General features: G+C 56.6%; 13 protein-coding genes. 10 read left to right on the forward strand and 3 right to left on the reverse strand.

Annotated elements, in window-relative coordinates; genetic code table 11:
• Window positions 1-369: 369 nt before the first annotated feature.
• From rpmH to mnmE, 5 genes are all read left to right on the forward strand, one after another.
• Window positions 370-504, forward strand: a complete 135-nt coding sequence (gene rpmH / locus ACW9IN_RS08600) for a 50S ribosomal protein L34 (RefSeq protein WP_003213577.1) — start codon at window positions 370-372, stop codon at window positions 502-504.
• Window positions 505-517: 13 nt separating this feature from the next.
• Window positions 518-925, forward strand: a complete 408-nt coding sequence (gene rnpA / locus ACW9IN_RS08605; protein ID WP_457365574.1) for a ribonuclease P protein component — start codon at window positions 518-520, stop codon at window positions 923-925.
• Window positions 918-1,163 carry a membrane protein insertion efficiency factor YidD gene (gene yidD, locus ACW9IN_RS08610; protein ID WP_003213574.1) on the forward strand — a complete coding sequence of 82 codons (246 nt, stop codon included), beginning with the start codon at window positions 918-920 and terminating at the stop codon, window positions 1,161-1,163. Before rnpA ends, yidD begins: the two co-directional genes overlap by 8 nt.
• A 2-nt stretch (window positions 1,164-1,165) precedes the next feature.
• Window positions 1,166-2,848 carry a membrane protein insertase YidC gene (gene yidC / locus ACW9IN_RS08615; protein ID WP_457365477.1) on the forward strand — a complete coding sequence of 561 codons (1,683 nt, stop codon included), beginning with the start codon at window positions 1,166-1,168 and terminating at the stop codon, window positions 2,846-2,848.
• 79 nt (window positions 2,849-2,927) lie between these two features.
• Window positions 2,928-4,298, forward strand: a complete 1,371-nt coding sequence (gene mnmE / locus ACW9IN_RS08620) for a tRNA uridine-5-carboxymethylaminomethyl(34) synthesis GTPase MnmE (protein ID WP_457365478.1) — start codon at window positions 2,928-2,930, stop codon at window positions 4,296-4,298.
• Window positions 4,299-4,317: 19 nt separating this feature from the next.
• Here the strand turns inward: mnmE and ACW9IN_RS08625 are convergent, their stop codons facing one another.
• The 3 genes from ACW9IN_RS08625 to ACW9IN_RS08635 all read right to left on the reverse strand — a co-directional run bounded on the left by ACW9IN_RS08625 (window position 4,318) and on the right by ACW9IN_RS08635 (window position 8,298).
• The gene (locus ACW9IN_RS08625; protein WP_457365479.1) at window positions 4,318-6,756 is read right to left on the reverse strand and encodes a TonB-dependent siderophore receptor; all 2,439 of its coding nucleotides are present in this window, start codon (window positions 6,754-6,756) and stop codon (window positions 4,318-4,320) included.
• 91 nt (window positions 6,757-6,847) lie between these two features.
• On the reverse strand, window positions 6,848-7,792 hold the full coding sequence (locus tag ACW9IN_RS08630; RefSeq protein WP_457365480.1) for a FecR domain-containing protein: 945 nt from the start codon (window positions 7,790-7,792) through the stop codon (window positions 6,848-6,850).
• Complete coding sequence (locus ACW9IN_RS08635) at window positions 7,792-8,298, reverse strand: sigma-70 family RNA polymerase sigma factor (RefSeq protein WP_457365481.1); 507 nt, start codon at window positions 8,296-8,298, stop codon at window positions 7,792-7,794. Before ACW9IN_RS08635 ends, ACW9IN_RS08630 begins: the two co-directional genes overlap by 1 nt.
• Window positions 8,299-8,854: 556 nt before the next feature.
• Here ACW9IN_RS08635 and mnmG point away from each other — a divergent pair.
• The 5 genes from mnmG (at window position 8,855) to ACW9IN_RS08660 (ending at window position 13,642) form a co-directional block, all read left to right on the forward strand.
• Entirely contained in the window at window positions 8,855-10,747 is a 1,893-nt protein-coding gene (mnmG, locus tag ACW9IN_RS08640) for a tRNA uridine-5-carboxymethylaminomethyl(34) synthesis enzyme MnmG (RefSeq protein WP_457365482.1), read from the forward strand.
• Window positions 10,744-11,388, forward strand: a complete 645-nt coding sequence (gene rsmG / locus ACW9IN_RS08645) for a 16S rRNA (guanine(527)-N(7))-methyltransferase RsmG (protein ID WP_457365483.1) — start codon at window positions 10,744-10,746, stop codon at window positions 11,386-11,388. The genes mnmG and rsmG overlap by 4 nt, the downstream gene beginning before the upstream one ends.
• Window positions 11,389-11,406: 18 nt before the next feature.
• Window positions 11,407-12,204: a ParA family protein gene (locus tag ACW9IN_RS08650; protein WP_457365484.1), complete on the forward strand. Its 798-nt coding sequence runs from the start codon at window positions 11,407-11,409 to the stop codon at window positions 12,202-12,204.
• 9 nt (window positions 12,205-12,213) lie between these two features.
• Complete coding sequence (locus tag ACW9IN_RS08655) at window positions 12,214-13,086, forward strand: ParB/RepB/Spo0J family partition protein (RefSeq protein WP_457365485.1); 873 nt, start codon at window positions 12,214-12,216, stop codon at window positions 13,084-13,086.
• A gap of 148 nt (window positions 13,087-13,234) precedes the next feature.
• Window positions 13,235-13,642 (forward strand): F0F1 ATP synthase subunit I, encoded by a 408-nt coding sequence (locus ACW9IN_RS08660; protein ID WP_457365486.1) that lies wholly within the window; start codon window positions 13,235-13,237, stop codon window positions 13,640-13,642.
• Window positions 13,643-13,645: the final 3 nt, after the last annotated feature.

Genomic DNA, 13,645 nt, shown 5'->3' on the forward strand with positions numbered 1-13,645 from the left:
GGATAAACAGCCCTTCCACACACAGGTTATCCGACAGTGCAGCACAGGCAAGACACCGTTTCTCCCCGAGGTTGTCATTCTCTGTACAGTATGTGAAACAAGGCCTTCAGCTACTTATCCACAGATTGATGGCTGTATAGCTTTTATAAGCTTTACAGAAAAGCTTTAAATAAGGTTTTTCTTTATTTTTATATCTGCGTCCGGATTCATGGAAAGACGGCGAACAGAAAAAGTACCGGCGTCTATAGAAGAGCGTTCAAAGGAAAAGCTGGTTGGAAATTGACCTAGAGGCTTGCTTTCTCTAGAATCGCCGGTCTCTTAAAACGGGGGCCATTCCGGCCCGTTGTCGACGAACCAGGTAACAACGCCATGAAACGTACTTTCCAACCCAGCACCATCAAACGCGCCCGCACCCACGGCTTCCGTGCTCGCATGGCTACCAAGAACGGCCGTGCCGTCCTGTCGCGTCGTCGCGCCAAAGGTCGTGCGCGTCTGGCAGTTTGATAATCCGGCACTGGTGGTGAGTCAGGACTTCAGTCGGGAAAAGCGTCTGCTAACCCCCCGGCATTTCAAGGCAGTCTTTGACTCCCCCACCGGCAAGGTTCCGGGGAAAAATCTCCTGCTCCTTGCGCGTAACAACGATCTGGATCACCCCCGTCTAGGGTTGGTGATCGGCAAGAAGAGCGTAAAGCTCTCCGTTGAGCGCAATCGCCTCAAGCGTCTTATGCGCGAATCGTTTCGCCTCCACCAGGACACTCTGGTCGGCTGGGATATTGTTATCGTCGCGCGCAAAGGCTTGGGTGATGTAGAAAACCCCGAATTGATTCAGCATTTCGGCAAACTCTGGAAACGTTTGGCGCGTACCCACAAGCCAGCACCAGCAGTGAGTCCCGAAACTGTAGGGGTAGACAGCCTTGATGCGTAAACTGGCCCTCGTTCCGATCCAGTTTTACCGCTATGCCATTAGCCCTCTGATGGCCAATCACTGTCGTTTCTACCCCAGTTGTTCCTGCTACGCGTTAGAGGCCATAGAAAATCATGGTCTTCTGCGCGGTGGCTGGCTGACCTTTCGTCGTTTAGGTCGCTGTCATCCGTGGAATCCCGGTGGTTATGACCCGGTTCCGCCTATCCCTACCTCCCGTTCTTCTTCGATGGCCGAGTAATCATGGATATTAAACGCACGATCCTGATCGTCGCCCTGGCAATCGTGTCCTACGTCATGGTCCTTAAGTGGAACCAGGACTACGGCCAGGCTGCCCTGCCGACTCAGAATGTTGCTACCAACCAGGCCGCGCCGGCCATTCCGGACGCGCCGCTGGGCACCAATGGTTCTGCCAGTGCCGATGTGCCTAGCGCGAATGCCGATACCAGCGCCCCTGTAGAAACCCCGGTGGTCACCAATAAAGACCTCATCCATGTAAAAACGGATGTGCTCGACTTGGCTATCGACCCGCAAGGTGGTGATATCGCGCAACTGAAACTGCCGCTGTATCCACGTCGCCAGGACCATCCGGATGTACCGTTCCAACTGTTCGATAACGGTGGTGAACGTACTTATCTGGCGCAAAGCGGCCTGACCGGAACCAATGGTCCGGATGCGCGTGCTACCGGTCGTCCGGTTTACTCGACCGAACAGAAGGTTTATCAACTGGCTGATGGCCAGAACCAGTTGAATGTCGACCTGAAATTCAGCCTCGACGGCGTCAATTACATCAAGCGCTTCAGCTTTACCCGTGGCTTGTACGACTTGAAGGTCACTTACCTGATCGACAACGAAAGCGACAAACCCTGGACTGGCAACCTGTTTGCCCAGCTCAAGCGTGATAACAGCTCCGATCCTTCTTCCAGCACTGCTACCGGTACCGCGACTTACCTGGGCGCCGCCCTGTGGACAAGTAGCGAGCCGTACAAAAAAGTGTCGATGAAAGATATCGACAAGGGCTCGCTGAAAGAAACGGTACAGGGTGGCTGGGTTGCCTGGCTGCAGCACTACTTCGTGACCGCCTGGATCCCCGCGAAAGGTGACGCGAACCTGGTGCAGACCCGCAAGGACAACCAAGGTAACTACATCATTGGTTTCACGGGTCCATCGCTGACTGTAGCGCCGGGTGCCAAGGCTGAAACCAGCGCTACCCTGTACGCCGGTCCGAAAAGCCAGGCTGTTCTCAAAGAGTTGTCCCCAGGCCTGGAACTGACCGTTGATTACGGCTTCCTGTGGTTCATTGCCCAGCCGATTTTCTGGCTGCTGCAACATATCCACAGCATCGTCGGTAACTGGGGCTGGTCGATCATCTTCCTGACCATGCTGATCAAAGGCTTGTTCTTCCCCCTGTCGGCTGCAAGCTACAAGTCGATGGCACGTATGCGTGCGGTGGCGCCAAAACTGGCCGCCCTGAAAGAACAGCATGGTGATGACCGGCAGAAAATGTCGCAGGCCATGATGGAGTTGTACAAGAAAGAGAAGATCAACCCGCTGGGTGGATGCTTGCCGATTCTTGTACAGATGCCGGTTTTCCTGTCGCTCTACTGGGTACTCCTGGAAAGCGTGGAAATGCGTCAGGCACCGTTCATGCTGTGGATAACTGACCTGTCGATCAAAGACCCGTTCTTTATCCTGCCGATCATCATGGGCGCGACCATGTTCATTCAGCAGCGCCTGAACCCAACGCCTCCGGATCCGATGCAAGCCAAGGTGATGAAAATGATGCCAATCATCTTCACCTTCTTCTTCCTGTGGTTCCCGGCAGGTCTGGTGCTGTACTGGGTGGTCAACAACGTCTTGTCGATCTCTCAACAGTGGTACATCACACGTAAGATCGAAGCGGCTACCGCAAAAGCCGCTGCGTAATTTACTCTGTGGATAACCACTCAAAACGCCCCTTCGTGGGGCGTTTTGCTTTCCGCCACCTTTGTTCTGGAACCTGCTGATGAGTGCTCCCCGTGAAACCATCGCTGCTGTCGCTACCGCTCAAGGTCGCGGCGGTGTCGGTATCGTTCGTATCTCCGGACCGCTTGCCGGTAAGGCTGCCGAGGTCATCAGCGGTCGTACTTTGAAGCCACGTTACGCCCACTACGGGCCATTTCTGGATACCGATAACAGCGTGCTGGATGAAGGGCTGGCGATCTATTTCCCTGGGCCGAATTCATTCACCGGCGAAGATGTCCTGGAACTACAGGGACATGGCGGTCCTGTCGTCCTGGACATGTTGCTGCAGCGGTGCCTGCAATTGGGCTGTCGTCTGGCACGCCCGGGAGAGTTCAGCGAACGGGCATTCTTGAATGACAAGCTCGACCTCGCCCAGGCCGAAGCCATCGCTGACTTGATCGAGGCCAGTTCAGCACAGGCGGCGCGCAATGCATTGCGTTCGCTGCAGGGGGCGTTCTCCCAGCGTGTGCATCATTTGACCGAGCAATTGATCAGCCTGCGCATCTATGTCGAAGCGGCCATTGACTTCCCGGAGGAAGAAATCGACTTTCTTGCCGACGGGCATGTGCTGGCGATGCTCGACAACGTACGCAATGAGTTATCCACAGTGCTGCGCGAAGCCGGCCAGGGGGCATTATTGCGGGATGGCATGACTGTGGTGATAGCCGGTCGACCCAACGCCGGTAAATCCAGCCTGCTCAATGCACTCGCCGGGCGCGAAGCCGCCATTGTGACCGAGATCGCCGGTACGACCCGGGATATCCTGCGCGAACATATCCACATCGATGGTATGCCGCTGCATGTGGTGGATACGGCCGGTTTGCGTGATACCGACGACCAGGTGGAAAAAATCGGCGTGGAACGTGCGCTCAAAGCCATCGGTGAAGCTGATCGGGTGCTGTTGGTCGTGGATGCCACCGCACCCGAGGCTGTGGATCCTTTTGCGCTGTGGCCGGAATTCCTCGAGCAGCGACCTGACCCGGCCAAAGTGACCTTGATCCGCAACAAAGCCGACCTTACGGGTGAAACCATCGCGATGGAAACCAGCGCGGATGGCCATGTCACCATCAGCCTGAGTGCCAAGGCGGCGGGAGAAGGCTTGGAGTTGCTGCGCGAACACCTCAAGGACTGCATGGGCTATGAGCAGACCTCGGAAAGCAGCTTCAGTGCACGTCGCAGGCACCTTGAGGCACTGCGTCATGCAAGCGCGGCATTGGAGCACGGCCGCGCGCAGCTGACCCTGGCGGGCGCAGGGGAGCTGCTGGCTGAGGATTTACGTCAGGCCCAGCAGCTGTTGGGTGAAATCACCGGCGCGTTCAGCTCCGATGATTTGTTGGGACGCATCTTTTCCAGCTTCTGCATTGGTAAATAAGCGAGTTATCCACAGCGTGTTACCAGTTATAGGACACCGTACCCAGCAGGGTACGGCTATCGCCCCAGTAGCAACGGCCTGCGTCGTTGCAGCCTGATACGTATTCCTTGTCGAACAGGTTTTTGGCGTTCAGGTCGACTGACCAGTGCGTGTCGATCTGATAGCCAACAGCTGCATCCACCAAGGTGACGCTACCTGCATCCAACTTCCCGTATAGCGTTGGCGCGGTGTAGGAAAAGGTACTGTCGAAATAGCGGACCCCCCCGCCAACGGACAAACCTTTGAGATGGCCATCGAGGAAGCGGTACTTGCCCCACACCGAAGCTTGATTGCGGGGAACACCTGTCATCTGATGCCCCTCGACCAGTGAGGTCGCCGAATCCTTGGTAATCCGCGCATCGGTGTAGGTATAAGCCGCAGTCACATTCAAGTTGGGTGTGAGGTTGCTGTTTATCTCGAGTTCCGCACCCTTGGCTCGGCTTTCACCTACCTGGCGGTAACTGTTGGTGGTGGCATCGAGGTAGGTGTCGTCTTCCTTGCGCAGGTCGTATACAGACACAGTCATCGCGGTATCCCACCCGACCGGCTCGTACTTCACACCCACTTCGTACTGGCTGCTGGTGATCGGTTTCAACGGTGAACCGGCATTGGAGATCTGCTGAACCGGAACAAACGCGGTGGAGTAGCTGACATATGGCGTGAGGCCGTTGTCGAACTGGTACATCACACCGCCCTGATAGGTGAACTTGCGGTCTTCGGAGCCTGTGTTGCTGGCCTTGTTCACCTTGTCGCGGAAGTCACTGTCAACCCAGTCCTGACGGCCTCCCAGCAGGAACAACCAATGGTCGTACTTGCTCTGGATCTGTGCATAAACCCCCTTCATCTGCTGCTCCAGCAAGGTGTTTTGCACTGCCACCGGGGTGAGCGGGTCCCGCAGGTATACGGGGTTATACACGTTGATGGTGCCGGCAAAACCTGCGTTCCAATCCTGGTTGAATGAGGTCCGGTCATAGCTGGCGCCAAAGAGAACGGTGTTTTCCAGGCCACCCACCTGGAATTTGCCTTCCAGTTGGTTATCCAGGGAGTAGACCATCGACTTGTTGTAGCGGTCGTAGGCCGTCATGTTCAGTTGAGTACCAAAACCGCCGTTATTGAGCGCACTCGGCCAGGTTTCATGACGGTTGATCCGCGACTGCATGTAGCGCGAGTTTTGGCGGAACTGCCAGTCGTCATTGAAGCTGTGGCTGAACTCATAACCAGCGCTCCAGGCCTCCCGCTCAAAGGTGTTCCAATCCGGGTCGCCGAGCATTGTGTGTTTGGATAGCTTGCCATTGGGGTTTGTAAGCAAGGTACCGGCAGCGGGTAGGCCGAGCTCCAGATTGGTGTGGTCTTTCTGGTAGTTGGCCAACAGGGTGAGCGTGTTGTAGTCGTCGAAATTCAGGGTCAGGGAGGGGGCGAGGTATAGACGGTCGTCCGGGACGTGATCGGTCTGTGTATCGGACTTGCGGCCAAGCATCACTACACGTCCAAGGACAGTGCCACCGTCATTGAGCGGACCCGAGATATCCACACCCATCTGGCGTCGATTGTTCGAGCCATAGCCCAACTGGACTTCACCTTGAGGCGCAGCCGTCGGATGTTTGCTGACCAGGTTGACCAAGCCCCCCGGGGCGTTTTCGCCGTAAAGCAGGGAAGAGGGACCACGGAAGATTTCGACGCGTTCCAGGCCATAGGGCTCACTGGTGGTGTCGTACCGATTACCTTGTACACGCAGGCCATCACGCAGCAGGCCGTAGCCGTAATCTGTGGCATTGAAACCGCGAATGAAGAACAGATCACCCGCAAGGCCATCGCCGGCGGCGAAGGGGGGCGCGAAGATACCGGGCACATAGCCCAGCACTTCAGTCAGGGTCTGGGACTTTTGATCCTTGATGCGCTGGTTCGTAACGATCGATACCGAACGCGGGGTTTCCGACAACGGCGTGCTGGTTTTAGTACCGATGCGGCTGTTTTGCGCCTTGTAACCCACATCGCCGGCGATCTCCTGGTTGAAGCCTCCCTGTTGATAAGTACTGACAGTGGTCGGCGCGAGCGTCAGTTGTCCGGTGGGTGCAGCCTGCAACACATAACTGCCCGGCGCCTGGACCACAGCCTGTAGCCCGGAGCTTTGCAGCAGCAACGCAAAGCCCTGGTCCACTGAATAGTCCCCCTCCAGCCCTGGTGTATTCAACCGTGCGGTTTGCTGGGGAGAGAAAGACAGAATCACATTCGCCTTGGCAGCAAACTGGCTCAACGCACTGTCCAGCGGCCCGGCCGCAATGGAGTAATGCTGCTCCGCACTGGCCGCGATCGCGTGGGTCGATAACAGGACACTGGCGGTGGCTGCCGTGCCAAGCAGTAGGCTGCAGGTCATACCGTGGTAGGAAAATCGCTGGCGAAGCTTGTTGGAAAGGCGCATAGATGGGGAAGCCCTGAAGGTTGCATCGTGATTACCTGTAGGGCCGCGCCAGGCAAAAAAAAGATAACCTCTGCATGTGGAATTTTTGCGATCAACCGATTCGTTTCACCGATACCCAATAACGCGTGAAATACTTCACTTGAATCGGCAGCGTCGCCTGCAAGTTGGCCAGTACCGCGTCGGAAGCATCCAGGCGGAAGGTTCCAGAAACACGCAAGCGCGCCGACGCCAGATCACACTGCAGAACACCAGGACGATAACGGGCCAATTCGTCTATCACATCCCCGAGTCGAGCATCCAACACGACCAATTGCCCTTCGACCCAAGCCACCTGAGCGTTTCGATACACGTGGTTGGGGCCCACCTTTTGACGATCGAAATCAGCGCTTTCACCTGCACCCAGCAACCGTATCTGAGTGGGCTGGTCACCCGGCGATACGCTCACCACGTCCTCCAGCACACCGACACGCGTGGTGTCCGGCAATTGGCGCACAGTAAACCGAGTTCCCAATGCCTGAACGCGGCCCTGGCGTGTTTCGACATAAAAAGGCGTGTGTCCACCTGACGTGCCGGTGTGGATAAGTACTTCACCTTCGCGCAGACGAACGAGACGTTGGTGCCCGTCGAACACTACATCGATCGCCGTGCTGGTATTCAGGTCAATCCGTGTACCGTCAGCCAACTCGACGCGCCGACGTTCGCCTACCGACGTTCGGTAGTCCGCCCATACAGTGCCCAGGCGTGTGTGTTGCTGAACATTCCAGCCCAGGTAGCCGGTACTGCCCATCATCAGCATCCACTTGAGTACCTGGCGACGCTGCTGCGTGGTCGATAACGCGCGCCGGGTCAAATCCCGGGGCAGGGCGCCAAGGCTACGTTGCAGTTGTTCCATCTGGTTCCATGCGGCCTGATGGGACGGATCCCCATCGAGCCATTGTTGCCAGGCCTGGCGTTGGGCAATCGTCGGCGTACAGGACTGAAACTGCACATACCAACTGGCAGCCGCTTCGAATGTCTTGCGATCTGGCATCGCCATTACAGACTGGCCATGATCAGCGAGCATTCAGTCAACGCGCGAATCATGTGCTTCTTCACCGTGGTCAGGGACACTTTCAGTTGATTGGCGATCTGTTGATAAGTCAGGCCGTCGATTTGCGACAACATAAAGATACTGCGCGCGCGCTCCCCCAAGCCTGACAGGGCTTTATCCACAGCCACCAGCGTTTCAATGATGATTGCCTTGTCTTCTTCGCTGACGGCTACCGGTTCAGGCCGCTCGGCCAAGGTTTGTTTATAAGCCTGTTCAATGGCGTGCCGGCGGTAACGATCGATCACCAGGCCCCTGGCGATGGTCGCCAGATAATCCCGTGGCTCAACGATCTGCGCTGCATGCCGTCCCCCAAGAATACGGACGAACGTATCGTGCGCCACATCGGCCGCATCGCTGGCGTTATTCAACCTGCCTTTTAGCCAACCGTGCAGCCAGGAATGGTGTTGCTCGTAAATGATCTGGACTGCAGCCATGTGGGAGGGAGGAGGCATAGGGAATGACAAGGCTGGTTAATGATAATCGCTATTATTAACTACCCTATGGATTTCCCACAACACCTCTCTTTTTTGCCGTACTCATGAGCGAGCAGAAGGATTTTCCATTCCCAGCTCATCGGGAAAACTCACGTTTCTGTGGATTAAGCCCTGTGAATAAACAGCCCTGTGCCCCGTTGATAACAGGGCCTTAAACCTGAGCAAAAACACCTCTGTGGATAACCATTACTTTAATCCACAGGCTTAAAGCACTTATCCAATGGCCTCATCCGCAGATGGCCACAGACTTTTGAAACGCTGTACACAACGTAAAATATGGCTTACAGAACGTTATCCACAGATAGGGGCCTGCCTAAGAATAAACATAAAAACAAAGATTTAATAAATTTCTCTCTTTTTAATTTCTATTGTCCGCAAGTCATCCACAACTGGTTAAATTTTGTGCAAAGGGTTCTTTAGGAGGGGCGAAGTCCCTATACTTGCCCGCAAAGCTGTAAAACCCTTTTCTACAATCAATTCCTGACTACCTACATAAGCAGGCACGAGGTGCGTGGTGGATTTCCCTTCCCGTTTTGAAGTGATCGTCATCGGCGGCGGTCATGCCGGTACCGAGGCAGCACTGGCGTCAGCACGCATGGGTGTAAAAACCCTGTTGCTGACGCACAACGTGGAAACCCTCGGTGCCATGAGTTGCAACCCCGCCATTGGCGGGATCGGCAAAAGCCATCTGGTGAAAGAAATCGATGCCCTGGGCGGCGCGATGGCCATGGCTACCGACAAAGGTGGTATCCAGTTTCGCGTCTTGAACAGCCGCAAGGGCCCGGCCGTACGCGCTACCCGTGCACAGGCCGATCGCATTCTTTACAAAGCGGCCATCCGCGAAACCCTGGAAAACCAGCCGAACCTGTGGATATTTCAACAAGCTGCGGATGACTTGATCGTCGAGCAGGACCAGGTGCGCGGTGTCGTCACCCAAATGGGCCTGCGGTTCCTGGCGGAATCCGTGGTGTTGACCACCGGTACATTCCTCGGTGGACTTATCCACATCGGTCTGCAGAATTTTTCCGGCGGCCGTGCTGGTGATCCGCCGTCAATCGCGCTGGCTCATCGCTTGCGTGAACTGCCTTTGCGAGTGGGCCGCCTGAAAACCGGGACTCCGCCGCGTATCGATGCCCGCTCCGTGGATTTTTCGGTCATGACGGAGCAGGCCGGCGATACGCCGATCCCCGTGATGTCGTTCATGGGTTCCAAAGAACAGCACCCCCGGCAGATCAGTTGCTGGATTACCCATACCAACGCGCGTACCCACGAAATCATCGCCGCGAACCTCGATCGTTCGCCGATGTATTCCGGGGTGATCGAAGGTATTGGTCCACGTTATTGCCCATCGATCGAAGACAAGATTCACCGCTTTGCCGACAAGGAAAGCCACCAGGTCTTCATCGAACCCGAAGGGCTGACCACTCACGAGCTGTACCCCAACGGAATTTCCACGTCCTTGCCGTTCGACGTGCAACTGCAGATCGTGCAATCAATGCGCGGCATGGAAAACGCCCATATCGTGCGGCCCGGTTATGCCATCGAATATGATTACTTCGACCCGCGTGACCTGAAGTACAGCCTGGAAACCAAAGTGATCGGTGGTTTGTTCTTCGCCGGGCAAATCAACGGCACCACCGGTTACGAAGAAGCCGGCGCCCAGGGTTTGCTGGCTGGAACCAACGCAGCACTGCGCGCGCAGGGCAAAGACAGCTGGTGTCCGCGCCGCGACGAAGCGTATATCGGCGTGTTGGTTGACGACCTGATTACCCTGGGCACCCAGGAACCGTACCGGATGTTCACGTCACGTGCCGAATACCGCCTGATTCTGCGCGAAGACAACGCCGACCTGCGCTTGACCGAAAAAGGTCGCGAGTTGGGGCTGGTCGATGATGCGCGCTGGGCTGCGTTCTGCAAAAAACGTGAAGGCATCACGCTGGAAGAACAGCGCCTGAAAAGTACCTGGGTCCGTCCGGGTACCGAGCAGGGCGACGCGATTGCCGAAAAATTCGGCACGCCACTGACCCACGAATACAACTTGTTGAACCTGCTGTCCCGTCCGGAAATCGACTACGCTGGTCTGGTCGAAGTGACCGGCGGCGGCGCAGAAGATCCACAGGTTGCCGAACAGGTCGAAATCAAGACCAAGTACGCGGGCTACATCGACCGTCAGCAAGATGAGATCGCTCGTCTGCGCGCCAGTGAAGACACTCGGTTGCCTGTGGATATCGATTACACCGCGATTTCCGGCCTGTCGAAGGAAATCCAGAGCAAGTTGGGGATAACTCGCCCCGAAACCCTGGGCCAGGCATCCCGTATTCCGGGTGTCACACCGGCGGCCATTTCGCTGTTGATGATTCATTTGAAAAAACGCGGCGCGGGCCGTCAGTTGGAGCAAAGCGCTTGAGTTCGTTGGTCACCTCGCAACACGCCGAAGAGTTATCCACAGGTGCACGCCAGTTGGGCGTCGACCTGACCCCGGTCCAGCACGAATTGCTGCTGGGTTACCTGGCCCTGTTGATCAAGTGGAACAAGGCTTACAACCTGACGGCGGTGCGTGACCCGGACGAAATGGTGTCCCGTCACCTGCTCGATAGTTTGAGTGTGATGCCATTCATCGAAAACGGTCGCTGGCTTGACGTAGGCAGTGGCGGTGGCATGCCGGGCATTCCGTTGGCGATCCTGTTTCCCGAGTCCCAGGTCACTTGCCTGGACAGCAATGGCAAGAAGACCCGCTTCCTGACCCAAGTCAAACTCGAACTCAAGTTGGATAATCTGCAAGTTATCCACAGTCGCGTCGAAGCCTTCACGCCTGAGCAGCCCTTCAACGGAATTGTTTCCCGGGCGTTCAGCAGCATGGAGAACTTCAGTAACTGGACACGCCATCTGGGCGACCACGACACCCGCTGGCTGGCAATGAAGGGCGTCCATCCAAGCGATGAGCTGTTAGCATTGCCGGCAGACTTCCACCTCGATAGCGAACACGCCTTGGCCGTACCCGGTTGCCAAGGCCAACGCCATCTGCTGATACTGCGCCGCACGGCATGATTGGGAACACAAGCAAGAATGGCTAAGGTATTCGCGATAGCGAACCAAAAGGGTGGCGTGGGCAAGACCACCACCTGCATCAACCTCGCAGCATCCCTGGTCGCTACCAAGCGTCGGGTGCTGTTGATCGATCTCGATCCACAGGGCAACGCCACCATGGGGAGCGGTGTGGATAAACACGGCCTGGAAAACTCGGTCTACGACTTGCTGATTGGCGAGTGCGACCTGGCTCAGGCAATGCACTTTTCCGAGCACGGCGGTTATCAACTGCTGCCGGCCAACCGCGATTTGACCGCCGCCGAAGTCGTGCTGCTGGAAATGCAGATGAAAGAAAGCCGCCTGCGCAGTGCGCTGGCGCCGGTCCGCGAAAATTACGACTACATCCTGATCGACTGCCCGCCGTCGTTGTCGATGCTTACGCTAAACGCACTGGTGGCCGCCGACGGGGTGATTATCCCCATGCAGTGCGAGTATTACGCGCTGGAAGGGCTGAGCGACCTTGTGGATAACATCAAGCGTATCGCCGAGTTGCTGAACCCGAACCTGCAAATCGAAGGTCTGCTGCGAACCATGTTCGATCCGCGCCTGAGCCTGATGAACGATGTATCGGTGCAACTCAAGGAACACTTTGGCGACAAGCTCTACGACACCGTGATCCCGCGCAATATCCGCCTGGCGGAAGCCCCCAGCTACGGCATGCCCGCGCTGGCCTACGACAAGCAATCCCGTGGTGCCCTGGCGTACCTGGCATTGGCCGGCGAGATGGTTCGCCGTCAGCGCCGTCCTTCACGCACCGCTGCAGCCCAGCCAACTTAAGGAACCCCCATGGCCGTCAAGAAACGAGGTCTCGGACGTGGACTGGATGCACTGTTGAGTGGTCCGACTGTCACTTCGCTTGAAGAACAAGCGGTGCAGGCTGACGAGCGCGAGTTGCAACACTTGCCCCTGGACCTGATCCAGCGCGGCAAATACCAGCCGCGTCGGGACATGGATCCCCAGGCGCTGGAAGAACTGGCCAACTCGATCAAGACACAGGGCGTGATGCAGCCGATCGTGGTTCGCCCGATCGGCAGTGGACGTTTTGAAATCATCGCCGGCGAACGCCGCTGGCGCGCCAGCCAGCAGGCTGGCAAAGACACTATCCCCGCGATGGTGCGCGATGTACCGGATGAAACCGCCATCGCCATGGCGCTGATCGAGAACATTCAGCGTGAAGACCTCAACCCGATCGAAGAAGCCATTGCCTTGCAGCGTCTGCAGCAAGAGTTTCAGCTGACTCAGCAGCAGGTGGCGGAGGCCGTGGGCAAGTCCCGCGTGACGGTGTCCAACTTGCTGCGCCTGATCGCGCTGCCGGAAGTCATCAAGACGATGTTGTCCCATGGCGATCTGGAGATGGGACACGCCCGTGCTTTGCTCGGTTTGCCGGAAAATCAACAGGTTGAAGGGGCGCGACACGTTGTCGCACGGGGGCTGACCGTTCGTCAGACCGAGGCTCTGGTTCGCCAGTGGCTGAGTGGCAAACCTGCACCGGTCGAAGCGGCCAAACCTGATCCGGATATCGCACGCCTCGAGCAGCGCCTGGCCGAGCGGCTGGGCTCTGCGGTACAAATTCGTCACGGCAAGAAAGGCAAAGGGCAATTGGTTATCGGCTATAACTCATTGGATGAGCTTCAGGGCGTCCTTGCCCACATCCGCTGAAACATTTGCTTATGTAGCGTGCGATCGGAAAAGACTACCCGACAGTTGAATAGGGGCTGAACCGCCCCTATACTCTGCGCGCATTTTGTCGGCACAAATTATGCCAAGTTATTGATTTCCGGCAGCCGACCATTGAGGAGCAAGAGTGATGGAAACCCGCACGCCAAACACGTTGCCGTTCCATCGCTTGGCCGTTTTTCCGGTTTTATTGGCCCAGTTAGTCATTTTACTCATCGCGGCATTGGCGCTTTGGTATTGGCATGGAGTCGTTGCCGGATATTCAGGACTCTGCGGAGGCCTGATAGCCTTGCTGCCCAATATGTATTTTGCTCACAGGGCCTTTCGGTTTTCCGGCGCCCGAGCAGCCCAGGCTATCGTCCGGTCCTTTTATGCCGGCGAAGCGGGGAAACTGATTTTGACGGCAGTGCTGTTTGCACTGACCTTTGCAGGTGTGAAGCCACTGGCACCGCTGGCGGTATTCGGCGTGTTCGTGCTGACCCAACTGGTCAGCTGGTTCGCTCCCCTGCTTATGAAAACAAGACTTTCGAGACCTTAGGGC

It is taken from the genome of Pseudomonas sp. SDO5271_S396 (assembly GCF_054071795.1).